Genomic DNA, 25,373 nt, shown 5'->3' with positions numbered 1-25,373 from the left:
GGTGAGACTCTCTGGAAAAAAGAGGACCTGTAATCCAGGACAGGGTACGGAGATAACGATAGAGTTGCCATATAATTCGATAGAACTAAGAAAGAGGTGACAACAAATGAATAGCGCATTATTTCAGGGCGCATGGAGAATCGGGAAAATAATGGGGATACCGATACGGGTGCATTTCTCATGGCTTATTGTCTTTGGCTTGATAACATGGTCCCTGTCTACGTACTATTTCCCGAATGCAGCGCCTGATCTTCCGACAGCCTCATACTGGATAAAAGGCACTCTCGCAGCCCTATTGCTTTTTGCCTCGGTAGCATTCCATGAACTCGCCCACTCCTTTGTCGCCCAGAGATATAAGATATCTATAGAAAGCATTACCCTCTTTATTTTCGGCGGCGTTGCGCAGATGAAAGGGGAACCGCCTAATCCAAAGGCAGAATTCAGGATTGCCATTGCAGGCCCGCTTTCAAGCTTCTTCCTGTCTGTTCTTTTTTTCTTCTTATCGGGGAATACAACAGGTGGCATAAAGGCGCTTTTTTCTTATCTCGCACAGATCAATCTTATTATCGGTGTGTTTAACCTCATCCCTGGTTTTCCTATGGACGGCGGTAGGGTATTGAGGTCCGTAATCTGGGAGAAGAAAAAGAATTTTTATTACGCAACCCAGAAGGCCTCAAGCATCGGGCAGAAAATCGCCCTGTTTTTTATCATTTTTGGAATATTCTCCATATTTACCGGTATCCAGGTGGGATTGTGGCTGATGCTCATAGGGTGGTTCCTCTATACAGCAGCGCAGGCGAGTTACCAGCAATCAACCCTTCAGGAAAGCTTGTCAGGGATTAAAGTTAGAGACATAATGGTGAAGGATATAGTGACACTCAGTTCATTCATTACCGTCGATGAGGCTGTGACTAATTATTTTCTCAGATATGGCTATGGTGGATTCCCAATCATCGATGACGAAAAATTTCTCGGCATTGTTACCCTCAAAGAGGTTAAAAATATTCATAGAGAAAATTGGGGGAGGGAGAAGGTAGCTGATATTTTAGTGCCACATGACAAAAGATGGGAGGTCTCTCCTGAAGACGAAGTCATGAAAGCACTTGAATTAATGATAAAAGAAGACAAAGGACGGTTAGTCATTATAGAAAACAACAAACTTTCCGGCTTGATTACCAGAAACGGCATTGCACGGTATGTGCAGATTAGGGGGAAATAGTGTGGGTGTGAAATTGTCTGATCACAAAACGAAAATCGTATGCACAATCGGCCCGGCCTCTCGTTCAGAAACCGTCCTTGAGGAATTGATGAGGTGGGGAATGAACGTCGCCCGGCTCAATTTTGCTCACGGCACGATTGAGGGACACAGGGAAGACATCCGGCGTATACGTTTGGCAGCAGCTAAATTAGAGCGGTCATGCATGATTCTTGCCGATCTTCCCGGCCCTAAAAAAATTTCAAAAGGAATAAAATAGTGTCGCTTTATAAAAATTAACGGGGTCTTAACGGGGTCAGGTCTCAAAATTTGACATAAATAGCCTTGTGTGGTAATCTCCCAATATGGCGAGACCTTTGAGGCTCTCCTTTGAGAATGCAGTGTATCATATCACTGTCCGGGGCAACCGGAGGGAACCAGTCTTTCATGATGATGAAGACCGGCAGACATTCCTCCGGAAGATTAATGAGACCTGCCTGAAATATTCTTTTGTCTGTTTTGCGTATTGTCTCATGGACAACCATTACCATCTTTTCCTTAAGACCCCTTTGGCCAATATCTCTGAAGGCATGCACTATCTCAACACCTCCTACGTCAACTGGTTCAAGGCGCGTCATAAACTTGTGGGGGTGGTTTTCCAGGGAAGATACAAATCCCTCCTTGTCGATGAGAACAATTATGGAATCCAGCTCTCTACGTATATCCATCTCAATCCTTACAGGGCAGGTATTGTCGAAAATTTAAAGGGATATCCGTGGAGCAGTTATCGAGGTTATGTCATTGGAGAGAAATCATCGGTAAAGCTCGATACAGGGTTTATTCTGGAGCAGTTTGACACTGATCCTGAGAGGTCCCGAAAGAAATACGAATCGTATGTGATGGAAAATCTGAAGATGGAGAACCCTGTGAAAGACTCCTTCAGGGGCGTTGTGCTTGGCGATGAAGACTTCCTGCACGCCATCAGGGAACGGGCGGAACAAATAGGCAATATGCGGGAGATTCCGGAGACCAGAATGCTCACCGCACATACGGCTGAAGAGATCATTCAGCAAGTCATGTCTGAGTTTTCAGTCTCCAGGGAAGAAATACTTAGCAGGAGGAGGGGCAATTTTCTGCGCCAGATGACACTCTTTCTGATAAAGCAGTTCACCCCAATGAGCCTGAGAGAAATAGGCGCCTTGTTCCAGATGGATTATGCCGCGGTCTCCCAGGCATGCAAGCGGTATGAAGAGAAGACGAAAAACAAGACAACCATTTAGCGTGAGAGGGCAGGAACAAGAAATGTTTAATGTTGAGACCTGACCCCGTTTTTTTCTTCCAGTTTAGACTTCAGGATGTCGCCCAAATTTCCGAGTCCTCCAGAGGATGCAGCAGATTTCCTGACAGATTCCGTGTACTCTCTAAACTCATCCTGTGCAGTCTTTTCGAGCACCGCCTTGCGGCTGAGGCGGACCTTGTTGTGAACCGTATCCACTTCAATCACCGCAACCTGCATCTCTCTGCCGGGAGGGAACATGCTCCTGTGATCTGTGCCTGAGGGAGTTCCCATTTCCTGGTTCGGTACCAGACCGGTAATGCCGGTATTCAATTTTACAAATATCCCGTACGGCATGATTCTTTCGACTATTCCGTCTACGATATCTCCCTCGGAGGGGAGAATGATCTTAGCCGGCTCAACCCTCGGCTGCATGGAGAGCGCAATCTTCCGGTTCTGCGGGTCTACCGAGAGCACATAGACATCCACCCATTGACCAGTTGCCACAACTTCCTTCGGATGGTTGATCCTTCTTCCGGCGCCGAGATTGGAGATATGGACGAGGCCGTCAATGCCGGGTTCAAGCCTGACAAAAGCTCCAAAGGGAGACAGACGTACAACAGTGCCGCTCACTCTGCTGTCTGCCGGATACCTGACCGCTGCAGAGTCCCAGGGATCAGGCTGCATCGCCTTGTAACTCAAAGTGATACGGTTTTTCTCCCAGTCCAGAGAAAGAATCCTTGCACTGATGTGTTGCCCGACAGAGAGCACGTCCCCGGGACTGATATTCCTGTCCCACGATATTTCGCTTACGGGAATAAGTCCGTCAATGCCTCCCAGGTCTACGAAAACCCCGAACTTCTGTACGGATTTCACTTCTGCAGGGACATCCATGCCCTCAACGAGGGTCTCCCTTAACTTCCGGACCTTTTCCTCCTTCTCCTGTTCAAGGAGCACCCGCCTTGAGAGGACTATTTTTTTTCCTTCATCTCTGTATTCGAGTACTTTAAAGGGGAATGTCCGTCTGACATACCCGTTATTGTCACTTCCACCTTTCAGGTCTATCTGAGAAAAAGGACAGAAACATCTTACGCCTCCCACTGATATCTCGAAGCCTCCCCTAATCTCCCGCTTGACATCTCCGTTCACCGGAACGCCGGCTTCGTGCGCATCCCTGATTGCGTGCAATGTCGCTGCTGAATACCCGCCTATAAGGGTCGTGAGCTTCAGAAGACCGTCCTGGACAGAGACAAAAAACGCCTCTATCTCATCACCCTCGCGGACACCGATTCCACCATCCTTACTGACGAATTCGTTCAGGTCTATCGCGCCTTCAGTTTTTCCGCCAAGGTCGATGTATACAAATTCGCCCGATATACTCACCACCTGTGCCCTGACCTTCTGCCCGGGAAACAGCCTTTCGGCCATATTGCTCTGTGCGAACAGTACGGCGAAGTCCTCTTCCTGTTCTCCGTGCATTTCATTGCCAGTGGAATTATTTTCGATATGCTCATCAGACATGATTTCTCACCCTCTCTGTTAAAAATTGAGTCTTTTCAGGGAACTCGGCCCTTCGGAAACTGCGGGTATAACCGTGCAGGCACACCTAAACAAGAGTTTAAAGTCTAAAGGATTTGTGATGTCTGAGTCAATCCGATGCTCCGGCACGAGTAATGATATGTCTGAAGGGATACAATACTGTTCTATCTCCAGCCGGGATGCGCTCCTTCATGAGGTGTCAGCAGGCAACACACGCACTTCCACACTGAAAAACGCATACATGCACGCGTTCCTTAGGGCTTCTGGCCGGATTGCCAGTCAATATCTGCGCTCCGCGGAAATCCCTCTGCGGAATTGATGCATCCGGATTGGTATAACCATTCAGGGTACGCCGGAAAGAGATGGCGCTGAACGATTATTACCTGGTCACTCCCCTCAGAGATACCGGAATCAGGCTGCTTTTTTGGGTTTCATGCGCTTCACGCAGAACTCAAGATTTGATGACTTGCGCTTGTCCCCCGGTCTGATTCCTGTGCAGGCAGGACATTCACTTACATTGTTTTCCGCTCTTTTCCTGCAGAAATCGGAACTGGTGAATGAGCAGCTGTACCGTGTGCACAAAAAGCCCGTTTGTGTTTTTTCTCTGTATTTCGGCTTCATGGAAAATATTATAACATTTTCTTATTTGTTTATAAAGCACTAATGCGGGATTTTTTCCTGCCTGCCGAAGGAGCAGAAAAATGACGATATGTTCACATCTGATCGGTGTATTTGCATTCAGGCAGCGATACCCTCATAATATCTGTAAAACATTTTCTTGACGGAAAGGAGAAGACTGTCTCTTTTGCCGGAGACTGTCACAGGATCACCACCATGAAAAAGATCATCATCACCGATACCCTGAAGGATTTCGTCCGGCAGCATGTAAGCCTGCTTGCCGGATATGACAATACTGTTTTCTACGTAAAGTCAGGGCATGAGGCACTGGACATTCACCGGAAGGAAAATGTGGATCTTATCATTGCCGCACTGGATTTTTCTGATCTGCCCTGTGAACAGTTCTGTGCAACTATCAGGGGGGATGATATGCTGAAAAAGGTATCGATACTCATAGTCTGTCCGGACTCCCTGGCCGACATCGAAAGGTGCCTCACGTGCGGGGCAAGCGACTACATCACCGAGCCTCTGGCACCCGCAACGTTCTTGTGGAAGGTCTTGCAGCTTCTGAATATTTCAGAGAGGACGTCTTACCGGGTTGTCGTGAAGGTTTCCCTGAGCGGTGACGTACACGATCCGCCTTTTTTCTGTACCTCGCAGAATATCAGCGCATCGGGAATCCTGCTCGAAACAGACAGGGTTCTGAAGGAAGGCGACAGGATAAGCTGTTCTTTTTTTCTCCCGAATTCAATTCGGATCCATGCCGATGGGGTCGTAGTGAGAGTAACGGACAAAGAACCCGGACTGAAAGACTATGGGGTACGGTTTGTTGACCTTCCCTCTTCGGTCAGCCTGCAGATCGTCTCATTCGTCGAAAACTGGCCGAGAAGAAAAACGCGATAGACGATCTTCTGTTCCCTAATTCGTTTACCCCTGTATTTTTGCGACCAGCACAGAACATTCCGCAACGCTGAGGATATATCTGGATATGCTGCCTACTACCCCTTTAAACCCTCCCATGCCCTTGCTGCCAAGGACAATCATGTCCGCACCGATATCATGTGCGGTCTGAAGTATTTCATCTGATGGTTCCCCGGTCTTTGCACGCACGCTGATACGGGAGAATTTCCCGCGTAAATGCTCCCTTGCCTGTTCGAGAATCGTGTGAGATTTCTCTGATTCAGCAACGCTGTATGTTTTCAGGTCTTCCGTGAATCCCGCATCTATACTGGACATGAACCTTTCCGGAATGTCATGGAAGGCAGGGGCTGTTACATTCAGGACGGTTACTTCCGCGTTGTCATGAAACGGGATTCCCATCAATGTCTCTCCTGCTTTTTTGGCATGATCAGAACCGTCTGTAGTAAAAAGTATGGTAATCCTGTCCTGCGTGTCTTTTTTGACAGGCTTGATCACCAGAACCGGTTTGGGAGAACTGATAGATACGGATTTTGTCACGCTTCCCACGATATGTGACCGAATTCCCTTCAGCCGCTTTGGCCCCATGATGATAAGGTCAGCGTCCGCAGCAACCGCAGCTTCAACGATACACTGATCAGGATACCCGTTCATGACCGCGGTGCGGATTACTGCCGCAACGGGTCTCAGACTGTTTTCTGCAGCGTGCAGTATCCCTGGTGCCACTGCCTGTTTGATCTGTCTGATCCGCAAATAATAGTAATCATCTTTATCCTGAAACGGGTCATCACTGATTACATGAAGCAGGGTAATCTCGTCTCCGGACGTCAGATTGAGCCGCTTCAGAAACAGTGCTGCTGATTCAGCGTTTTCCGAGCCGTCTGTCGGCAACAATATTTTCATGGATGTGTCTTTCTGCACATGAGATGTCAAGGAAACTTGCTGTATATTACCAGTTTCCCGCAGCTATTGCGTATACAATACTGCTGACGTGATGAGGGTGAATCCCCGGGGACGGTAAGTCAGGACTATGTTTTGCACGTTACGTGGACATTGTCCAGTAACAGCGCAGGGAATTCGCCTCCGAAAGAGGGATGCAGGGTGTTCTCCACCTCAATGATATCTGACAGGGCGTGGTATATGTTGCCGGCGACCATCACATCTTTTATATGCCCGGTTATTTCGCCCTTCTCAATATAGAGTGCAGGTGAAACACCTACAGAGAAGTCCCCGTTGGGTATGTTGCCGCTGTGTGCACCCAGCGCTCCGGCAACGATTATGCCGAAGTCAACGGACTGCACGATTTCGGAAAATGATCTGCTGCCGGGCATGATCACAAGATGATTGAGCGACGGAAGCGGCTTTGACGAAAACGATCCTTTGAATCCATGCCCTGAGGAGACGGTTTTCAGCTTGCTGGCAAAATACAGATCATAACAGAAATTGCGGAGCACACCGCGTTCGACCAAAGGGAAGCTGCCGCACAGGGTCCCTTCATCATCAAATGCCCTTGCACCGGGAAGAGAATCATTCAGAGGATCATTCACGACAGTGAGTTTTTCATCAAATATCTTCTCGCCCAATTTTCCTGCAAGAGGCGATGTTCTCTGGTAGATGCTCATCCCGTTGACCGCGTGCTGCAGTCTCCACATGAGCACATAGACAGTTTCAGGAAGAAACAGGACTTTCAGTTTCTTCCGGTCAGGCGTCGCTTCCCTTACTGACTGATTGTACATTCCGGCAAGATGATCCAGGTATTCATCAGGGACTCTTTTGAAAGTTTTTACGACATGGGGGCGGTTCAGGGATGCAGAGGAATAGGGATAAAGGACCCGTGCATTCAGCACATATGCGGATGACCGAAGGCCAAGGTCTGACCCTGAACTGTTCATGAGCCTTTTCCTGTGAACCGACCTGTTCGCCGATACATTGATCTGTCCTTTCGTCTTCTGGGACAGGAGATCACATATCCTTGCGCTTTCCCCGACCAGTGCGGAATTCGTGAGGGTCTCGAGAGAAGCATCGAAGGTATCCAGGGAAGGCACTCTCTCTGTGAGGGGAAGGCGAAAGGAACCTTCTACACCTCCCTTCAGGGAATCAAGGGCGTTCCGTATAAGTTCGTCTTCGTCCGCAAGATTTTTCGTGTAGGCAAACCCCAGTATATTATCCCTGATGATCCGCAGGCTCACTCCGTACTGGAAGCTGCTCTCAATGTCCTTTAACCGCCCGTTCTCGAAGGATACCCTGTCTCCCCTGCTCTCCGAGGCGTACACCTCTGCCTGGTCACAGATTTTTCCGGCTTTCTCCAGGAGGTGTTCCATTATATTCCTCCTATAATCACCGTATTGACGAGCGTATGAGGAGCCCCGTGACAGGAGCGGATATTCAGCTGCCCTTTCCCGCATCCCCCTGAATTACTCAGCACAAGATCGTTCCCGACTGCAGAGATGTTCTTGAGGGTATGATAAAGGTTGCCGGAAATGTTTATGTCCCGTATCATGGACCCGATCCTGCCTCTCTTCACGATATAGCCGTATTGTGCGCCGAAGGTAAAATTTTCCCCGCTCGTCTGTCCCCCCTTATGATCAAGAATATACAAGCCGTCTCCAAGCATCGACAGGAGGTCTTCAAGGGAATGCATGCCGGGTTCGATAAATATGTTCCCCATCCTCACCAATGGGGCATACCGGTAATCCTCCGCGACACAATGTCCGGTCAATGCCTCTCCGAAGGCAGCAGCAGTTCTCCTTGAATGCAGACGGCCCGCAAGGACGCCCTGTTTCATCAGTGTTACAGGACGCGCCTTCACCCCTTCATCGTCGTAGCAGTAAAAACCCAGCTGCCGCGGCACGGTAGGGTCATCAGTGATGCTGAGCACTTCGCTGCCAAGACATGCGCCGATCTGCATCCTTTCCCTCATGGTCGGGGAATCCTCAATCAGATCAGCCTCTGAGAAATGCCCGAATGCCTCATGGGTAAAAACGCCTGCCAGGTCCTGATTGAGCACCACATTATATGTGCCCCCTTGCACCGGCTGTGCAGAAAGCAGATCTATGGCTATTGCGGTTTTTTTCTCGAATTCCTCTTCCTGGTTCCTGAGCAGCGCAAACCCGTGACTCCCCCCTGCAGATACCCGTACATTCTGTGTCAATGTCCCGTCCTTGCTGGTAATCATTCCTCCCACATAGGTAGTAATAAGATCTTCCCTTATTTCAGATCCCTCTGTACTCAGGAAGTGCTTTTCGCGTATGACTTCGCTGTAGTGGATATGTGTCGTGGCTATCTTTTCGTGCCGTATCGGTATGGAATTATAGTGCTCTGTCAGCCGGAGTTTCTCATCGATATGGATAATCCGGGGGTCCTCTTCGATATCAGGAAGGAACGTATCCTTAATCGCATCGGTATTCGCAAACACCACAGGTTTTTTTGCATGGCTGGCCATGAGTGCGGCATTTTCCTGCACAGTGCTTACCGCTTTTACGGCATCCTCCGCACGCGTGAATGCAACAGAAGACAATCCCCCGTCTTTCAGGATTCTTACGACAAACCCGTCCGTTGCGTTCGAGCCGATATGAAAAAGCTCCCTTCCGTGAAAAACTATCCTTGTATCCTTTTTTACCTCGTACCGGATATCCGCATACTCAGCTGTTGCGTGCGAAAGTATAGACCGTAATCTGTCAAACATGGTACTCCCTGTGTATTAATTGAGTCGTTATCCCGGGTACTCAGCCCGTTCCCTTGCGGACGATGTTTATTCATGCCCTGGTAGTATTATAAAGTATCACCGAATCCTCATGGGAATTTCCGGGGAACAGCGGAACAGGATTTTCAGAGGGCAGTTCTGCGGTCAATTCAGGGTCAGGGGTCTCTGTGATAGAATTTTGTCAGCCTGTCAGGATGCACGCCCAACAGGTAAAGACTGATCAGCATCCAGTTGCGCAGTGTGCAGAAGAGCACGCCCTCTTTCTCCCACCTCCGTGAAGACGTCATTACCTTGCATGGAATGATGCAGAACCTGCGTGCAGCCCTTTTAATGCGCCTCATGAAGTCAACGTCTTCCATGACCGGAATCTCCCTGAACCCCTTCACCTCTGCAAAACACTCCTTTGTGACAAAAATGGCCTGATCCCCGTATGGTATCCCGGTAAGACGTGTCCGGATGCGGACCATCTGTTCGATCAGCCTGAATACAAACCGCTGCGATTTGATGCCCAGATCGAATGCCCCTCCTGCATAGTGATTGTCGATACATGACGCGATGGCGCTGAAGGCCTGGTCAGGAAGTTCCGTATCCGCATGAAGGAACAGCAGGATATCTCCGCGGGCAACAGATGCCCCTGTATTCATCTGCCGCCCACGGCCTTTCGGAGATATCAGCGTCACCGCCTTTTCATGGCGAATGCAGCGGATCGTACTTCCCCCGGGATCTCCATCGACCACTATCACTTCGAGACTAACGCCTGCCCCCGCATTGCAGACATGCTCAACAGTCCGGTTGATTATCGATGACTCACTGAGGACCGGAATTACCACGGAAAATGCATGGTTCATTGGTGTGTCGTGAAACCCCGTCCTGTGTATTGAAAAAACGTTTCCTGATTTTCCCTCAGAATCGCCATTGTCCTTGATTCTGCAAACTGCGAATCCCTGTTTCTCGCAAACAACTCCCTGAGATCCCGGAGCCTGTCCACATCCTGCCATTGCGGCAGCAGGTGCACGTTGCTCCTGCGTTCCGCAAATATCTCCATTGTCTTTTCGAAGACTGTATCAGTGCCCCACGCGATCCCGCTGAATATGTCAGGGAGAAAGGAGTGACGCGTAAACCCGATCAGATAATAGCCTCCGTCAGATGACGGTCCGATGACTGCATCGGCTGTGTCTGATGCCAGTGCCTCATTGAGCAGTGCATATGGGATATCCGGGATGTCACTGCCGATGATCAGGACCCTGGAAAACCCTTCCGCAAAGGCAGCGAGAAAGGCATTCTTCATTCTTTCACCCAGATCGGAACCTCTCTGGGGCAGATATGCATAGCCTTCTCCGAGCCAGTCAGTCAGCTGTTTTTCCGAATCCGGGGGAAAGAAACAGATTTTCAGCCTGTGTTCCACCCCTTTCAGGGTATCCAGCATATCAAGGACAAAATTTTCATACAGGTGCAGGGCACTCTCTTCGCCCAGTTCCGCTGCGAGGCGCGATTTTACCTTCCCCCGTGCGGGGGTTTTTACAAAAAGGAGTATGCACTTTTCATCAGACATCCCGGCATCCCTGGAAAAAGCTTCTCAGGAAGATCTTCAGTGTATTCAGTATCAGGATCTTCATTTTTTCATGATACCACACCTGCACACCCCTTCATGTAAAACCTATTTACAGAGAAGGAAGCTGTTTATGTGTACCTGGCGGGATTACTTTCCGTTTTTTGCGAGAAATTTGAGAAACGCATCTACAGCGTCCGGGTCAAACTGGGTGCCTTTGCATTTTTCCAGTTCGGAGAGCGCGTATTCCGGTGGCGGAGCAGGCCTGTACGGCCGGTCGGATGTCATGGAATCATACGAATCGGCGATACAGATAATCTTTGACAGGAGCGGTATCTGTCCGTCTGTAAGTTTGTCGGGGTATCCCCTTCCGTCCAATCGTTCGTGATGATGCCGTACAATCGGAAGCAGATCCTGGAACTGTTTTATGGGTTTCAGGATCTCCTCCCCCCGCACCGGATGCATCCGTATGAGGGCAAATTCTTCGTCGGTCAGCTTTCCCGGCTTATCCAGAATCTGGTCGTACGTGCCGATCTTGCCGATATCATGAAGGAGGGCAGCGATCCTGAGCATATCGATCTCTTTCTCCCTGAGATCGAGCTCGCGTGCAATAGCAACTGCATAGCGGGTGACCCGTTCGGAGTGTCCTTTTGTCCACGGGCTTTTTGCATCTATCGCATTGACAAATGAATGGATGAGGCTCTCATAAAGCCCTTTGAGCTCCTTATAGGAAACGTCCAGTTCCTTGAGCATGTTGAAAAACGCGTCCTTGCCTTCGGTCAGTCTCTGTTCCTTTTCCTTGAGCTCGGAGATATCGATCAGGGAGATCACAAAAGCCCTTATCAGCCCTTCATCGTCCAGTACAGGGGTTCCCTGCATCAGAAAATGCCGGTTGAGCACCGTATCATGAAATTCCAGTTTCTCTGTGGCATGTGTATCCTTGGTCCCGAGCATAGTGCAGAACTCTTTCGGCCCGCTGTGAGTGAATGGCAATATGCTGCAATCAGCCCCTATGAAATCCTGAATAGGTTTCTGAAATATGCCGGAAAGGTAGATATTGGCCCGCATGATTTTCAGGTCTCTATCAAGCAGCATGGCGCCGTACGGCATGGAGTCGAATGTTGCACGCCATTCATTTGATGCACGCATAAGCCGTTTCTCGTATACCATCTTTTCGCTGTTGTCACGAACAATCGTCCGTGTTCTCACAAATCGTCCGTGTTCATCATTCACCACAGTGGCATTAATCACCACAGGGAGCAGGGTGCCGTCTTTCCGCCGAACAGAATACCCGATGTTTTCGACTGATCCCTTCTGTTTCAGCTCGGCAAATGATTGCCGGAAGATTTGTTTCCCTTCCTCGGTGAGGAGGTCAGGAAATGTACTTTTACCGAGGATCTCATCCCGATCGTATCCGAACATCTCAAGCCATGTATTGTTTACTTCAAGGATTGTGCCGTCAGGTCCCAGTGAATGGTAGCCGTCAGGCGCATTCTGATAGAGGTCAAGGTATTTCTTTTCGCTCTCCCTGAGCGCTGCTTCCATATGTTTGCGTTCAGAGATGTCTTCATAAATGACAACGATGCCCTGTTGCTCCAATGCCGGACCAATCACCGATGCGCTCACCATGCACATCATGTCTGCGCCGTTCTTCTTCCTGCAGGGAAATTCCTCCCCGTGGACTCTCTGCGTTTCAAGAACAGGATAGAAGTGCCTTCCTATCTCCTCATACTCTTCGTCACTCCGGTACAGAACGCGCGTGTTCCTGCCGATCAGCTCTTCCGGTTTCCATCCAAAAACCGCTTCAACCGCGTTATTCGCAAAAAATATCCTGCGCTCGCGGAGCCCGACGACCGCGTGAGGGATCGCGCTGAGGATCGATGATTCAAGCGCCTCCAGACTCCGCAGGGTTTCCGCGGTCTGCCTGCGCTCGGCAATTTCCCGTTCAATGCTCACGATCATGTCATTGGTGACGTTTTTGAGCGCTTCCAGCAGTTCAATGGGAGATTTTCCGGAGACCCGTGCATGCAGGTCCCCCTGTGATACCCGATGCAGGACATCAAAATGTTCGGCAAGCACCATCGCGAACTCGTGAGACTGGTTAACAATCTCCCCGATATTTTCCGCGGTGAGGTTCACGATCTGTTTCAATTTCCTGACCAGCTCGATTTTCGAAGCTTCCCCGATTCTTATCGAAGGGTCGCCCAGGGAAATCTTTTTCAATGCCTCAAAGACCTCGGACATCCCTATCGCGAGTTCCATATTCATGTGTTCCTGTTCGCGGTCATGGGCAGCAACCTTTTTCCTGTATTCTTTGAGCTGGACGCTGACCGATTTCAGGGTCTTGTGCATTGCAGCAACATCCATATTGGCTTTAAATACCTTACACGCAAGGCACATTTCCAGCTTTTCCACAAATTTGCCATGGATCTCTTTCCTGCAGTGAGTCCCTGATTTGAGCCAGCATTTCAGGTCGCGTTTCCTGAATGCGGGGCAGTCTCTTTCTGCACACTGAAAAACCTCCCAGCATTTCATCTTTGCAGGTAATTCGGTGCTGCGCGCTGTTTTTTTCCTTTTCTGTGTCATTTGTCTGATCCGGACAGCGATACAATACACACAAGTTTTTTCCGGGGCCATATCCGGATGGTGTTCATGTCAGATTGCGTTATCATGATTTTATCACATATTTTTTTGAATATTCGCATGTTGCCGAAAAAAGAGGAGATTGGGAAGATTGTTTCCTGTGGGCAATAAGGTCCGGTATATGTCATGTTTCACAGCATTATATTGACAAACCCGCATTTCTGAACCCCTGACCATACAGCAGCTTTGTAATGACCGGAATCAATTCAGTTCCCATTTTCCGCTTTGACACATATGCATCCACCCCTGCGTCCGCTGCATCTGTCTTATACGCAGGGTCTTCATAGATACTCAGCATTACCACACTGACATCCGGCAGCGAATGCTTTATCTTCCGGACAGTTTCGATACCGTTCATCCCCGGCAGCATGACATCCATTAAGACGACATCCGGCGGATGGTCCGAAAGCGCATCCAGCGCCTCTTCTCCGCTTCTGGCCTGGAGCACGCTGCAGTCCTGGAAAATCGAACTGAGCCATTTTTTCAAAGAATCACGCAAGGCGTCATGATCTTCTACCACAAGGATCGTTGGCTTCTGAGGTTTCTGTGTGCTATCTGCGCCAGACACAAGTTTTACCCAAAATTTTTACATAAATATTTAAATAAATACTATTGTAGTATTTTGTTGTGTTGTTGTCTGTCAGGAGATCTTGACAGAACCTGAGGGGATATTTTGACGACGGTACGGATTTATTTGACTGTTGTCAGTCCATGCCTGATCGCAAATTTTACCAGAGCGGGTAGGTCATGTATGTTGAGTTTTGCCATCAGGCGGCTTTTGTATGTTTCCACTGTCTTAATGGAAAGAGAAAGGTGTTTTGCAATCTCGGCATTGGATCTTCCGTCAACAATACACTGCAGGATCTCCCGTTCACGGGTACTGAGACGTTCCACCGGACTTCTGGAAGACATTGCGCCTGCCTTTTGCATATAGCCTTCGAGGACTGTTTCGGTAATCTGCTGGCTCAGATACCTCCTGCCGCTGTAAACGGTACGCACAGCATTTACCACCTCTTTGCCCGCCGATTCCTTCAGAAGATATCCCCTCGCACCTGCCTTCAATGCCTGATAGACGTATTCATTTGAGGCATGCATGGAGAGCACAACCACCTTAATGGAAGGGCAGCATTCGAGGATCTGACGGGCAGCATCTATGCCATTGAGCTTCGGCATGGCAACATCCATTAGCACGATATCAGGACGCGACTGCTTTACCATTCTCACTGTCTGGCGTCCGTCTGCTGCTTCGCCAACGACCACGATGTCACCATGCGCCTCCAGCAGGAGTTTCAGTCCATCCCGCACCACCGCATGGTCGTCAGCAATAAAAACCCTTATCGTCATCCCTTCATCTCGCTATTTCAACTGCGACCCGTGTACCTTTTCCCGGCGCGGAGGTCACCTGCACATTTCCGCCAATTGTTTCCGCTCTCTCCTTAATGTTGATCAGCCCCAACCCTTTCCTGCCGGGAATCTCTTTCAGCAGAGTGTGTGCAAATCCCTTGCCGTCATCAGTAATGGCCATCTGTACAATTCCCCTCTCTTCTTGAAGGGAGATTGTGATGTGCTGTGCCTGCGCATGCTTCGCCACATTGGTCAATACTTCCTGGGCAATGCGGAAAAAAGTCGTTTCGGCTTCAACGGGCAATCGCGGAACAAGTTCATTGCCCTGCAGAACGATATCGGTGCCGGTGCGCTTTGAAAACTGGTCGCTGTACCAGCGCATTGCGGCAAACAGGCCATAGTCATCAAGAACAGAAGGACGAAGATCGGTCATGACATCCCGTATGCTCTTTGCTGTCTCCGCAAGTATGGAGAGCGCATCATTCAGCCGCATCCCGATCTCTTGTGTCATTACCGGGGACAGCTGGTCATGAAGCATATTCAGATTAATCCCGAGCGCCGTGAGGTTCTGTCCCACCAGGTCATGCAGTTCGCGGGCAAGTCTCCGGCGCTCAGCCTCTTCTGCCTCTGCCAGGCGCTTGGTGAGCGCTTTCAGCTGATCTCTCGACTCTTTCAGCTCCAGCTCTGCCTGTACACGTTCGGTAATGTCATGGCCCACTGACTGAAATTCGATAAGGCGTCCGAGGTCATCGAATAATGCCCGGCCCGTCCACCGGTGCCAGCTGATTCCCCCGTCAGGTTTAGTCATGCAAAGCTCATAGGCTGTGACCGGATTCCCCGGACTCAGGGAAGAGTAATGCGTTCTTACACAATCTCTCACCGCGTCAGACAGAAACTGAAAGAAATTCCGGCCGATAAGCTCTTCGGGTATGCTGCTGAAAAAACGTGAATATGCCTTGTTGATGTAAGTAATGGTACCATCGGGCAGGAAACGGCAGATAAATTCCATCTGATCTTCAACAATCGCACGGTATTTTTCCTCTGATTTCCGAAGCTGGCTGACTTCCATTGCCCGTTCCAGTATCAGCCGCAGGTTTTTCCATTCTATGGGCTTTGTGATGTAATCAAATGCACCGGCCTTCATTGCTTCCACTGCGGTCCTGACCGTCGCATGTCCGGTCACCACAACACACACAAGAAGAGGGGTTTTTGCCTGAGCTTTCTTAATAAAGGAAATGCCGTCCATTTCCGGCATCATAAGGTCGGTAATCAGCAGGTCAAAATCCTTTTCCTCCAATACCGGCAAAGCCTCATTTGGCGAAAGGTACCCTACAACCTCATAGCCCATTTCGGACAGAATGTCAGATAGCGGGGCCAGTACGGCAGTGTCATCATCGACAACAAGTATGCGTCCTGTGCGAGTCTTATGTCTCGTCATGGCATACGGTTTTCACTCCCTCATGTTCAGTGTTTCCGGCTCCTGCACATGCAGCAATCATCTGTGCCCATATACTCCTTCATGCTGAATCACCTGTCAAGCAGTTCCCGCAGCTTTCTCAGCAGCTCGGTCGGCGAGACAGGTTTCAGGACAAAATCCAGTCCTTCCTCGGCAATCCCTTTCTTGTGGATGATGTCCGCGGTATACCCGCTCATGAAGAGCACTTTCATTTCAGGGGTTACCTTTGTTATTTCATCATATACCTCTTTGCCGTTCTTCTTCGGCATGATGACATCGATGAGGAGGAGATGTATCCGGTCCTGATATTCCCTGAACCTGCGTATTGCGTCTTCCCCGTCCGACGCCTCCACGACGGTATATCCGAACTTCTGAAGCAGGGATTTGGTGAATATCCGGACACCGTCATCATCCTCTGCAAGGAGTATGGTCTCCGAACCACCAGCCAAAGGGCTCACGCTCTCCGGCTGCACTTCTTCTGTTCTTGCGGTGATCAGGGGAAGATATATCTTGAATGTTGTCCCCTTGCCGGGTTCGCTGTAGACATTGATGAATCCCTCATGCTGCTTGATGATGCCATACACGATGGACAGGCCAAGACCTGTACCCCTGCCAAATTCCTTTGTGGTGAAGAACGGTTCAAATATCCTTTCCCGGATTCCCTGATCCATGCCTGTTCCTGTATCCGTAACTGTCATCAGCACGTACCTGCCGTTTTTTCCATATCCGTGCATCTTCACGAATGCTTCGTCCAGTTCGATCACCTCGGTTTCTATCCTGAGGAGCCCTCCTTCGGGCATTGCATCCCTTGCATTTGCCGCAAGATTCATCAATACCTGTTCAATCTGTCCGGCATCTGCCATTACCCCGGTATCTTTCCCGGTCAGGATAGTACTCAGCTCTACGTCTTCCCCGATAATCCGGAGGAGAAGTTTCTGGATATGTTCGACAATTTCGTTTAATCTCAACGGTTTCGGGTTGATGATCTGCTTTCTGCTAAAAGCCAGAAGGCTCTGGGTAAGTTTTGCCGCCCTTTCTGCGGCTGACAATATCTGGTCGACATATTTCCGTGCAGGTTTATCAGCAGTCAGGCTTGCCTTCAAAAAATGCACATACCCCATGATTGCTGTCAGAATGTTATTGAAGTCGTGGGCGATGCCGCCGGCAAGCTGGCCGATGGCTTCCATTTTCTGGGCCTGAAGAAGTTGCTCTCTCAGCCTGAGTTTTTCTTCCTCAGCCTTCTTGAGATCAGTCACATCTTCTCCGATGGATTGATACTCAATGAGCACGCCGTGCGGGTTGAAGATCGCACGGTCAATCCACCGCTGCCACCTGATTGTTTCGTCAGGGGCCAATACGGTATGCTCATAGTGAATGATCGGTTTCTCAGGAGTCAGCGACGAATACAATTTTCTGACATGCGTTCTTTCATGTTCCGGGATGAAATGCAAGAAATTGCTCCCTATGAGTTCCGCACTGTTTTTGTTGAAATACCGGCTGTATGCCTCGTTGACAAAGGTAAGGGTGCCATCGGGCAGGAAGCGGCAGATAAGCGCCGGCATATCCTCAATAACAGCACGATACTGTTCCTCTATCTGGCGCAGTTTCTCTTCCGCCTGCCTGCGTCTCTTGCGTCCTTCCGACTCTCTCAGTTCTCTCTGCACTGCGGGAGCGAGACGCGACAGTTTGCCTTTCATCACACAGTCATGGGCACCGGCTTTCATGGCCTCAACAGCCATATCTTCGGTGATATTGCCGGTAACAATAATAAACGGGAGGTCAAGACCTTTCTCCTGCATGAGTTTCAATGCGTCCAGTCCGCTGAAACTGGGCATCACATAATCCGAAACGACGATATCCCACATCTGTTGCTCAAGGGCTTTTCTCATCGCCTGGGCGGTTTCAACCCTTTCATATCGGGGATCATAACCCGCCTGCCGCAGTTCGCGGACAATGAGCAGAGTGTCATCGTCCGAATCCTCTATGATCAGGACAGCAAGCGGGATATTCACGCTCCTTTTCCTCCTTTGATATAGCAACCGGACAGCCTGCCTGCGTATGCCATGTCAAATCCTGCTCTGTTGTCGCGTATGAAAAAGCCTTTTCTGTTCGTAACACATATGCTTTGCATTTCAATTATCGCATGTGTCTGCGTATTTGTAAATTTCCAGGTATTATGCAGAAGGATTGGAATTGCACGGGCATTGCGTATTGCTGCAGTTGAACACTTTCCGGCATTCCACCTGTACGGAGTGAGACTGCTCAGTCCGGCACAGGTCGCGTTACGGGGAATTCCCTGACAGCACCGCCTCGATTCCCTGCAGGATGCCGTCGAAATCTCTTTCCCTGATCGTCCTTGCATCAAAGATCAGGGAATCCTCCTTGATCCTCGTGATAATCGGCGGGGTACCCTTACGCAACCGTTCTTCGAATTCGTTGACCGAGAGTTCATTGGAAGTGACTGCTACTGCATAGGTAGGAAGGTCAACCTCAGGGAGCGCTCCGCCGCCTGCCCTTGATACATCCTGAATAACCTTAATCTGCAGGCCGCTGATCCGGCCCTTTATTTTCCTTGCTATCCTGTTTGCCCTGGCCCTTATCTCTTCAGGCTTTTGAAGGAGCATCCTGAGAGTCGGGATATTCTTCATTGCCTTCTCCTCATCGACATACTCCATCAGTGTTGCCTCGAATCCTGCAAGTGTCAGCTTGTCTATCCTCATCGCCCGTGTCATCGGGTTTTTCTGGAGTCTCTCTATGTATTCCTTTTTCCCGACAATGACCCCTCCCTGGGGGCCTCCCAGGAGCTTGTCCCCGCTGAAGGTCGTGATGTCAACCCCTTTTGCGACGATCTCCCTGACAGCCGGTTCATCGTGCAGGCCATATTGCTTCAGATCGACAAGACATCCGCTTCCGAGATCGAACATGACCGGAAGCTGATGTTTCTTCCCGAGCGTTACAAGTTCCTCTATGGATACTTCTTCGGTGAATCCCACGATCCTGAAATTGGATGTATGTATTTTCAGGAGCAGAGAGGTATTTTCATTGATTGCCTGTGCGTAATCATGGAGATGGGTCTTGTTGGTCGTCCCCACTTCCCTGAGAATACCGCCGCTTGCGGCCATGACATCCGGCATTCTGAAAGAACCTCCTATCTCGACCAGTTCTCCCCGTGAAACGATCACCTCTTTCCCTTTCGAAAGGGTATTCAGGCAGAGCAGCACGGCCGCCGCGTTATTGTTCACGACCAGTGCGTCCTCTGCTCCGGTAACCTCCCTGAGGATGCGCTTGATATGCGTATACCGTTTTCCTCTTTTGCCCTGCGCGATATCGTATTCAAGATTCGAATAGCTCTCGGACACCCTTCTGATATTCTCAAGCGCCCGCTCCGATAATGTGGAGCGGCCGAGGTTGGTATGGATTACTACCCCGGTTGCATTGATGAGCGGTTGCAGGCTGAGAGAAGCAAGTTTTTCCAGATTCCTCGCGATGTCAGCCATCATCACCTCGTCCGAGAGGTCAGCAGCGAGGCCTTCGATGATTTCTTTTCTCTTCGCATCTATCCCCTGCCGCACCGCCTGCAGGACATATCTTCTCGGATAGGTGTGAAGCCATGCAATGCATTGCTCTTGCTTCAAGATCTCATCAACCGAGGGCAGATGGGAAAGCATTTTCTGCTTTTCATTCATCTAATTTTCTACCATAGAACGAATTTTAAGGTCAACAAAATTTCTTTTTTTCAAGGAACTTATATATGTTAAAATATATCTGTCATGTTCCATGATATTCATGAAGAGTGCGGCGTATTCGGGGTCTACGGACATCCTGAAGCAGCAAATCTGACATATCTCGGGCTGTATGCACTGCAGCACCGGGGCCAGGAAGGTGCAGGCATATGCTCTTCTGACGGAAAGCAGATTTTTCTCGAAAAGTCCATGGGGCTTATCGCCGACATCTTCAGTGAAAAACGTCTGAGAAGGCTTCCGGGCCACATAGCGATCGGCCATAACAGATATTCGACCGCAGGAACGAGTGTGCTCAAGAATGTGCAGCCCATCGTGGCGAACTTTGCGCTCGGTACGCTCGCGATCGCGCACAACGGAAACCTTGTCAGCGCATCGGACCTCAGGAATTCTCTGGAGGATGAAGGAGCTATTTTCCAGTCATCATCTGACAGTGAAGTCATCGTGCATCTTATCGCTCATTCAAAGGGAAATGACTTTTATGAAAGAGTTGCCCACGCCGTTTCCCAGATCAGCGGGTCATTCAGCCTGCTTATTCTGAGAGAAAAAGAGCTCATCGCCGTACGCGACCCCTTCGGAGTGAGACCGCTCAGTCTCGGAATGAAAGATGGCGCGGTGGTTATCGCGTCAGAGACTTGCGCATTTGACCTGATCGGCGCAACCTATATCCGTGACATTGAACCGGGCGAGGTGCTGATCGTCAATGAACAGGGGCTTGAGTCTCTGAAGATATTCAACAGTCACCGGAAAGCATTCTGTGTATTCGAGTTCATCTATTTCTCACGACCGGACAGCAACATCTTCGGGGGTCAGAACGTGAACGAAATGAGGAAGGAATTCGGCAGGCAGCTTGCAAGGGAGTCCAGGATAGATGCTGACCTTGTCATCCCTGTCCCTGACTCCGGTGTTCCTGCTGCCATCGGGTTTTCGGAAGAGAGCCGAATTCCCTTCGATTTCGGTCTCATACGAAACCACTATGTCGGAAGAACATTCATCGAACCAAAACACAGCATCAGGCATTTCGGGGTAAAGATAAAACTGAACCCCGTTCGGAAGCTTCTTGAGGGGAAACGGCTCATTGTGATCGACGATTCGATCGTCAGAGGCACTACGAGCAAGAAGATTGTCAAGATGCTCCGGGAAGGCGGAGGCGCGAAAGAGGTGCATCTCAAGATTAGTTCCCCGCCGACCATCGGTCCCTGCTTTTACGGTATCGACACCCCTACGAGAAGGGAACTGATCGCGTCTACCCATCTCCTTGACGAGATCAGGAAGTATGTCACCGCAGACACGCTTTCCTATCTCAGCCTTGAAGGGCTCAAGAAGATCGTCCCGGATTCTCACAATTACTGTACTGCCTGTTTTGACTGTGATTATCCGATAAGTTTCCCTGGCGAACATCTCAAACAGATGGAATTTTTGTTCAAGTAAAAATGCTCGGCTCTGCACTGTTCCTTCACGCCGGGTTTTTTCGGTATTGGAAAAAGAGCAGAAGATCGGAAATGTCCTGGATACGTTAATTAACACTACCCTAAGGGATATATTCAGAATCAACCTCGGTGTCAGAAGACATGAGAGGGTGCTTATCTTCAATGACAGGATTTCTGATAATGAAGAAGTGACAGAAGCGGAATGGGACAGGCGGCTGAAGATCAGAAGCCTTTCCCTTTTGGCATCAGAAATCGGCAAGGCGTTCTGCAACTCAGTCATATACTTTGAATTTCCGGCAACCGGCACACACGGTGCTGAACCTCCTGCGGGGCTCTGGAAGCTTTCGTTCGGTGAAAAAGCAATAAAAGCTCTGCAGAAAGAGCACCTTCTGAAACCTATACTGCAAAAACGCGCAAAGGACCCGGAGATCAGAAAGGCACGGGAAATCATCGGGCGACACAAGAACGCTGCGGTAAACTGCGTAATCGCGCTCTCCAATTACTCCACAAGCCATACCAGCTTCAGGGATCTTCTGACGACTGTCTGCGGGTGTAGATACGCGAGCCTGCCTCTTTTTGACATCACGATGCTTGAAGGGTCAATGAACGTTGACTGGAAGGAACTGGCCAGAAGAACCATGGGCATTGCAAAGGTTGTGAACCTGGCGGAACGGATCGAAGTGCGGACCCCGAACGGCACCCGCATCTCTTTTTCGAAAAAAGGACGCAAGGTATTGTCAGATACAGGCATCCTGACCAGAAAGGGGGCCTTCGGAAACCTTCCTGCGGGTGAGGTATATCTTGCACCGGTGGAAGGGACCGCACAGGGCAAGCTCGTCCTCGAATGGGCACCCACAAGGCAGCTTCGGTCGCCGGTCACGCTTATCATAAAAAACGGCTATGTGGTACACATTTCAGGTGCCGATGAATATGTCGGATACCTCAGAAAAAAACTCGCTGAAAAAAAGGAAAACGGCAATATCGCGGAGCTTGGCATAGGGACAAACAATGCGGCTACAAGACCGGATAATATACTGGAGTCAGAAAAAATACTGGGCACTATACACATGGCGCTCGGAGACAACAGCTCCATGGGCGGAACCATCAAGACGCCCTTCCATCAGGATTTTGTTTTTTTCAGACCGACGGTTACCCTGGTCCATCCTGACAAAAGCAGAAAAGAGATTCTCAGGGCCGGCAAATTGCTCTGCTGAGCAACATAACTGCCAGTTGAGTGCAGCGACTCATCTCCGTGCACCTCCTGTGTAGACAGGCGGTGAGGGGAGATTTCTCGAAGGTTCATTCATGAAAACATTTCTTGCGCTATAATAGAACGCGAGGCAGGGTTATGAATATGCGCCATATCATTCTCGGGACAGCAGGACATATTGATCACGGAAAGAGCTCCCTGGTCAAGGCACTGACAGGGACGGATCCGGACAGGCTTAAGGAGGAAAAGGAGCGGGGCATTACTATTGATCTCGGGTTTGCTGACCTGAGCTATCCTGACGGACTGACCGTTGGGATTGTGGACGTGCCCGGCCATGAAAGGCTTGTCAAGAACATGCTTGCAGGGGCCGGAGGCATAGACCTTGTACTGCTGGTTATTGCAGCGGATGAGGGGATCATGCCGCAGAGCCGTGAGCACCTGCATATCTGCGACCTTCTCAGAATCAAGTCCGGCCTTATCGCGATTACGAAGGCAGACCTGGTTGAGAAGGACTGGCTCGACCTTGTGAAAGACGAAGTGAGAAGTTTTGTCAAGGGCTCCTTTCTGGAGGGTTCAGCGATCGTGCCTGTCTCTTCAAGGACCATGGCAAATCTCGATCTGCTGAAGGAAAAAATCAGGGAAGTGGCATTGCAGGTTGACCCCAAACCGACAAAGGGTCTCTTCCGTCTGCCGATTGACCGGGTATTCACCCTGAAGGGATTCGGGACTGTAGTGACCGGAACAGCCATTGCAGGAAGCATCTCGGTTGATCAGGACATCGAGATTCTTCCCAGCAGGATAAAGAGCAAGGTAAGGGGTCTTCACAGTCACGGCAAACCGATCCCGACCGCGTTTGCCGGTCAGCGGGTAGCCATCAACCTCCAGGGAGTGGACAAGGATGAATTGTCCAGAGGCGATACGGTAGTCGTCCCTGAAAGGCTCACCCCGACAAAAAAGATCGATGCAAAGGTTGAGTTGCTGCCGGACGCTCCTGTCCTGAAAAGCAAGGCGCTCGTGCATTTCCATCTCGGCACGTCAGAGACCACGGCAAGGATAATCCTGTTCGGCAGGACGGAATTAAAGGCCGGGGAAACCTGTTACTGCCAGCTCAGACTGCAGGAACCGGTCGTTGCCATGTCAGGAGACCGTTACATAATACGGAGATTTTCTCCACTCGATACAATTGGCGGCGGTGAAGTGCTGGACCCGTTGTCCTTCCGCCGCAGTTACAAAGACGGACTGGATGACATGCAGATATTCGAAAACGGCACCTTTGCAGAAAAGATTGCGGCAAAGGTGAAGAGGGCCGGCATCTACGGGATCAAGATTTTCATGATCGAAGGATGGATCAAGGAAGAAATTCCCTCCATACAGAAAGCAGTCCATGATTTGAAGGAAAAGGGCATCATCATGCAGTTTGACGATATCCTGCTGCACAGAAATGCCTGTCATGCCCTGAGAGAGACGGCAAAAAAGGTTATGGAGGATTTTCACAAAAAAAACCCGCTCAAACCTGGCATGCTGAAAGAGGAACTGAGGGCGCATCTTTCTGTTGACCCCCGGCTTTTCGGTAACGTACTGCCTTCTCTCAAGGACATAGTTGCCGAAAAGGAGCTCGTCCGTCTTGCTACATTTAAGATCGCCCTGTCCCAGGTTGACGAGACAATCAAGACAAAAATCCTTGCCTTGCTCGAAAAAAACGATTTTCAGCCTCCGACGAAGGAGGAACTTTCCCAGTCCCTGAAAATGGACCAGAAGCGTCTGTCGGATATTCTGAAACTCATGGTCAATGAAAAAAGCCTCGTACGGATCAATGAATCATTGTATGTCTCCGCGCGTACTTACGAAAAGCTGATCCGGAACCTGAGAGACTTTTTCAGCACAAAGCCTGAAATGACGGTGGCGGAATTCAGGGATGTCCTCAATACCACAAGAAAATACGCCCTGCCTTTTCTTGAATATCTCGATTCAAGCAAGGTTACCCTGAGAGTCGGCGATGTGAGGAAGCTCCTTCTGAAGGATTAGACGGCAGGAACGACCCTCCGCAGGACATGCCCTGCCCTGTCAGCAAAGAGCGGGCTAGCCTGTAGTATTCATAGATATCTTCCTCAATTACAGATGAGATGCAGTATCAGCGCGGATTTACAGAGTGTTCGATGCCTTCGAAGAACACTCTGTACCTCGGAGGTCTGCAACGCAGACCGAGAATGAGCGATGATGCTGTATCTCATCTGCTATTCCACGCATCATGAATAATCTGGGTTACGTGATCCTTCTCAGCAGACATACGGCGCAGGCTGCAATACCTTCTCCGCGACCAGTAAACCCCATGCCTTCATTCGTCTTTGCCTTAATATTGATCGCACCCGGCGGAATCCCCGATTCTGAAATGGCCTGTTTCATGGCTTCGATATACGGGGAAAGTTTCGGCCTCTCTGCGATGATATTCGAATCTACCCACGTGATCTCGTATCCATTGATATGAATAAGCTTCACAATCCTATGAAGGAGTTCGATGCTCGAGGCGTCCTTCCACTGCGGATCCGTATCCGGAAAATGCTGTCCGATATCTCCAAGCCCGAGAGCTCCGAGAAGCGCGTCGATAATCGCATGGCATAACACATCAGCATCAGAATGACCGAGCAGCCCTTTTTCGAACGGGATGGCGATCCCTCCTATGATGAGTTTTCTGCCCTCAACCAGCCTGTGAGAATCATAGCCTATGCCGACTCGCATCTCCCGAACACCTTTT

General features: G+C 49.8%; 19 protein-coding genes and 1 pseudogene. 7 read left to right on the top strand and 13 right to left on the bottom strand.

Translation table 11 applies throughout. The features are described from left to right. Positions 1 to 106: 106 nt before the first annotated feature. The 3 genes and pseudogenes from AB1552_06995 to AB1552_06985 all read left to right on the top strand — a co-directional run bounded on the left by AB1552_06995 (position 107) and on the right by AB1552_06985 (position 2,475). Positions 107 to 1,219: a site-2 protease family protein gene (locus AB1552_06995; protein MEW6053517.1), complete on the top strand. Its 1,113-nt coding sequence runs from the start codon at positions 107 to 109 to the stop codon at positions 1,217 to 1,219. Positions 1,220 to 1,226: 7 nt separating this feature from the next. Then, positions 1,227 to 1,451, top strand: a pseudogene (locus AB1552_06990) (pyruvate kinase). A gap of 109 nt (positions 1,452 to 1,560) precedes the next feature. After that, a complete protein-coding gene (locus AB1552_06985) occupies positions 1,561 to 2,475 on the top strand; it encodes a transposase (GenBank protein ID MEW6053516.1) in 915 nt (304 codons plus the stop codon). Between the two features lie 26 nt (positions 2,476 to 2,501). Here AB1552_06985 and AB1552_06980 read toward each other — a convergent pair whose 3' ends face one another. Further along, positions 2,502 to 3,992 (bottom strand): S1 RNA-binding domain-containing protein, encoded by a 1,491-nt coding sequence (locus tag AB1552_06980; protein ID MEW6053515.1) that lies wholly within the window; start codon positions 3,990 to 3,992, stop codon positions 2,502 to 2,504. Positions 3,993 to 4,742: 750 nt separating this feature from the next. On the opposite strand from AB1552_06980, the gene AB1552_06975 reads away from it, so the two are divergent. After that, positions 4,743 to 5,531, top strand: a complete 789-nt coding sequence (locus AB1552_06975; GenBank protein MEW6053514.1) for a PilZ domain-containing protein — start codon at positions 4,743 to 4,745, stop codon at positions 5,529 to 5,531. A gap of 24 nt (positions 5,532 to 5,555) precedes the next feature. Here AB1552_06975 and AB1552_06970 read toward each other — a convergent pair whose 3' ends face one another. The 11 genes from AB1552_06970 to selA form a co-directional block, all read right to left on the bottom strand. Then, entirely contained in the window at positions 5,556 to 6,449 is an 894-nt protein-coding gene (locus AB1552_06970) for a universal stress protein (GenBank protein ID MEW6053513.1), read from the bottom strand. A gap of 125 nt (positions 6,450 to 6,574) precedes the next feature. Next, on the bottom strand, positions 6,575 to 7,867 hold the full coding sequence (locus AB1552_06965; GenBank protein MEW6053512.1) for a TldD/PmbA family protein: 1,293 nt from the start codon (positions 7,865 to 7,867) through the stop codon (positions 6,575 to 6,577). Continuing rightward, entirely contained in the window at positions 7,867 to 9,231 is a 1,365-nt protein-coding gene (locus AB1552_06960) for a TldD/PmbA family protein (GenBank protein MEW6053511.1), read from the bottom strand. The genes AB1552_06965 and AB1552_06960 overlap by 1 nt, the downstream gene beginning before the upstream one ends. A gap of 173 nt (positions 9,232 to 9,404) precedes the next feature. Beyond that, positions 9,405 to 10,097 (bottom strand): TIGR04283 family arsenosugar biosynthesis glycosyltransferase, encoded by a 693-nt coding sequence (locus AB1552_06955; GenBank protein MEW6053510.1) that lies wholly within the window; start codon positions 10,095 to 10,097, stop codon positions 9,405 to 9,407. Next, entirely contained in the window at positions 10,094 to 10,801 is a 708-nt protein-coding gene (locus tag AB1552_06950) for a TIGR04282 family arsenosugar biosynthesis glycosyltransferase (GenBank protein MEW6053509.1), read from the bottom strand. Before AB1552_06950 ends, AB1552_06955 begins: the two co-directional genes overlap by 4 nt. A gap of 147 nt (positions 10,802 to 10,948) precedes the next feature. After that, on the bottom strand, positions 10,949 to 13,384 hold the full coding sequence (locus AB1552_06945) for an HD domain-containing phosphohydrolase (GenBank protein ID MEW6053508.1): 2,436 nt from the start codon (positions 13,382 to 13,384) through the stop codon (positions 10,949 to 10,951). 196 nt (positions 13,385 to 13,580) lie between these two features. Continuing rightward, positions 13,581 to 14,009, bottom strand: a complete 429-nt coding sequence (locus tag AB1552_06940) for a response regulator transcription factor (GenBank protein MEW6053507.1) — start codon at positions 14,007 to 14,009, stop codon at positions 13,581 to 13,583. 122 nt (positions 14,010 to 14,131) lie between these two features. Continuing rightward, positions 14,132 to 14,785: a response regulator transcription factor gene (locus AB1552_06935; protein MEW6053506.1), complete on the bottom strand. Its 654-nt coding sequence runs from the start codon at positions 14,783 to 14,785 to the stop codon at positions 14,132 to 14,134. Positions 14,786 to 14,789: 4 nt separating this feature from the next. Then, entirely contained in the window at positions 14,790 to 16,223 is a 1,434-nt protein-coding gene (locus tag AB1552_06930) for a response regulator (protein MEW6053505.1), read from the bottom strand. Between the two features lie 89 nt (positions 16,224 to 16,312). After that, positions 16,313 to 18,253: a response regulator gene (locus tag AB1552_06925; GenBank protein ID MEW6053504.1), complete on the bottom strand. Its 1,941-nt coding sequence runs from the start codon at positions 18,251 to 18,253 to the stop codon at positions 16,313 to 16,315. A gap of 270 nt (positions 18,254 to 18,523) precedes the next feature. Next, positions 18,524 to 19,927: an L-seryl-tRNA(Sec) selenium transferase gene (gene selA, locus AB1552_06920; GenBank protein MEW6053503.1), complete on the bottom strand. Its 1,404-nt coding sequence runs from the start codon at positions 19,925 to 19,927 to the stop codon at positions 18,524 to 18,526. A gap of 84 nt (positions 19,928 to 20,011) precedes the next feature. Here selA and purF point away from each other — a divergent pair, with 84 nt between their 5' ends. From purF to selB, 3 genes are all read left to right on the top strand, one after another. After that, positions 20,012 to 21,412: an amidophosphoribosyltransferase gene (gene purF / locus AB1552_06915; protein MEW6053502.1), complete on the top strand. Its 1,401-nt coding sequence runs from the start codon at positions 20,012 to 20,014 to the stop codon at positions 21,410 to 21,412. Positions 21,413 to 21,458: 46 nt separating this feature from the next. Beyond that, positions 21,459 to 22,625, top strand: coding sequence for a peptidase (locus AB1552_06910; protein MEW6053501.1), 1,167 nt, complete (start codon positions 21,459 to 21,461; stop codon positions 22,623 to 22,625). Between the two features lie 140 nt (positions 22,626 to 22,765). Beyond that, positions 22,766 to 24,646, top strand: a complete 1,881-nt coding sequence (selB, locus tag AB1552_06905) for a selenocysteine-specific translation elongation factor (protein MEW6053500.1) — start codon at positions 22,766 to 22,768, stop codon at positions 24,644 to 24,646. 237 nt (positions 24,647 to 24,883) lie between these two features. Here the strand turns inward: selB and ispF are convergent, their stop codons facing one another. Beyond that, positions 24,884 to 25,357 (bottom strand): 2-C-methyl-D-erythritol 2,4-cyclodiphosphate synthase, encoded by a 474-nt coding sequence (gene ispF / locus AB1552_06900; protein MEW6053499.1) that lies wholly within the window; start codon positions 25,355 to 25,357, stop codon positions 24,884 to 24,886. Between the last annotated feature and the right edge of the window lie 16 nt (positions 25,358 to 25,373).

This window comes from Nitrospirota bacterium (genome assembly GCA_040754395.1).
GTDB lineage: Bacteria > Nitrospirota > Thermodesulfovibrionia > Thermodesulfovibrionales > SM23-35 > JBFMCL01.
The sequence above is the reverse complement of the archived record's forward strand: the minus strand, read 5'-3'. Positions and strand labels throughout refer to the sequence as shown.

What these genes read in the sequence shown, in the direction of transcription:
- AB1552_06965 (MEW6053512.1), bottom strand. Translation starts at nt 7,867, where the DNA reads ATGGAACACCTCCTGGAGAAAGCCGGAAAAATCTGTGACCAGGCAGAG.
- AB1552_06985 (MEW6053516.1), top strand. Translation starts at nt 1,561, where the DNA reads ATGGCGAGACCTTTGAGGCTCTCCTTTGAGAATGCAGTGTATCATATC.
- selA (MEW6053503.1), bottom strand. Translation starts at nt 19,927, where the DNA reads ATGAATGAAAAGCAGAAAATGCTTTCCCATCTGCCCTCGGTTGATGAG.
- AB1552_06930 (MEW6053505.1), bottom strand. Translation starts at nt 16,223, where the DNA reads ATGACGAGACATAAGACTCGCACAGGACGCATACTTGTTGTCGATGAT.
- selB (MEW6053500.1), top strand. Translation starts at nt 22,766, where the DNA reads ATGCGCCATATCATTCTCGGGACAGCAGGACATATTGATCACGGAAAG.
- AB1552_06960 (MEW6053511.1), bottom strand. Translation starts at nt 9,231, where the DNA reads ATGTTTGACAGATTACGGTCTATACTTTCGCACGCAACAGCTGAGTAT.
- ispF (MEW6053499.1), bottom strand. Translation starts at nt 25,357, where the DNA reads ATGCGAGTCGGCATAGGCTATGATTCTCACAGGCTGGTTGAGGGCAGA.
- AB1552_06935 (MEW6053506.1), bottom strand. Translation starts at nt 14,785, where the DNA reads ATGACGATAAGGGTTTTTATTGCTGACGACCATGCGGTGGTGCGGGAT.
- AB1552_06950 (MEW6053509.1), bottom strand. Translation starts at nt 10,801, where the DNA reads ATGTCTGATGAAAAGTGCATACTCCTTTTTGTAAAAACCCCCGCACGG.
- AB1552_06980 (MEW6053515.1), bottom strand. Translation starts at nt 3,992, where the DNA reads ATGTCTGATGAGCATATCGAAAATAATTCCACTGGCAATGAAATGCAC.
- purF (MEW6053502.1), top strand. Translation starts at nt 20,012, where the DNA reads ATGTTCCATGATATTCATGAAGAGTGCGGCGTATTCGGGGTCTACGGA.
- AB1552_06955 (MEW6053510.1), bottom strand. Translation starts at nt 10,097, where the DNA reads ATGAACCATGCATTTTCCGTGGTAATTCCGGTCCTCAGTGAGTCATCG.
- AB1552_06995 (MEW6053517.1), top strand. Translation starts at nt 107, where the DNA reads ATGAATAGCGCATTATTTCAGGGCGCATGGAGAATCGGGAAAATAATG.
- AB1552_06945 (MEW6053508.1), bottom strand. Translation starts at nt 13,384, where the DNA reads ATGACACAGAAAAGGAAAAAAACAGCGCGCAGCACCGAATTACCTGCA.
- AB1552_06970 (MEW6053513.1), bottom strand. Translation starts at nt 6,449, where the DNA reads ATGAAAATATTGTTGCCGACAGACGGCTCGGAAAACGCTGAATCAGCA.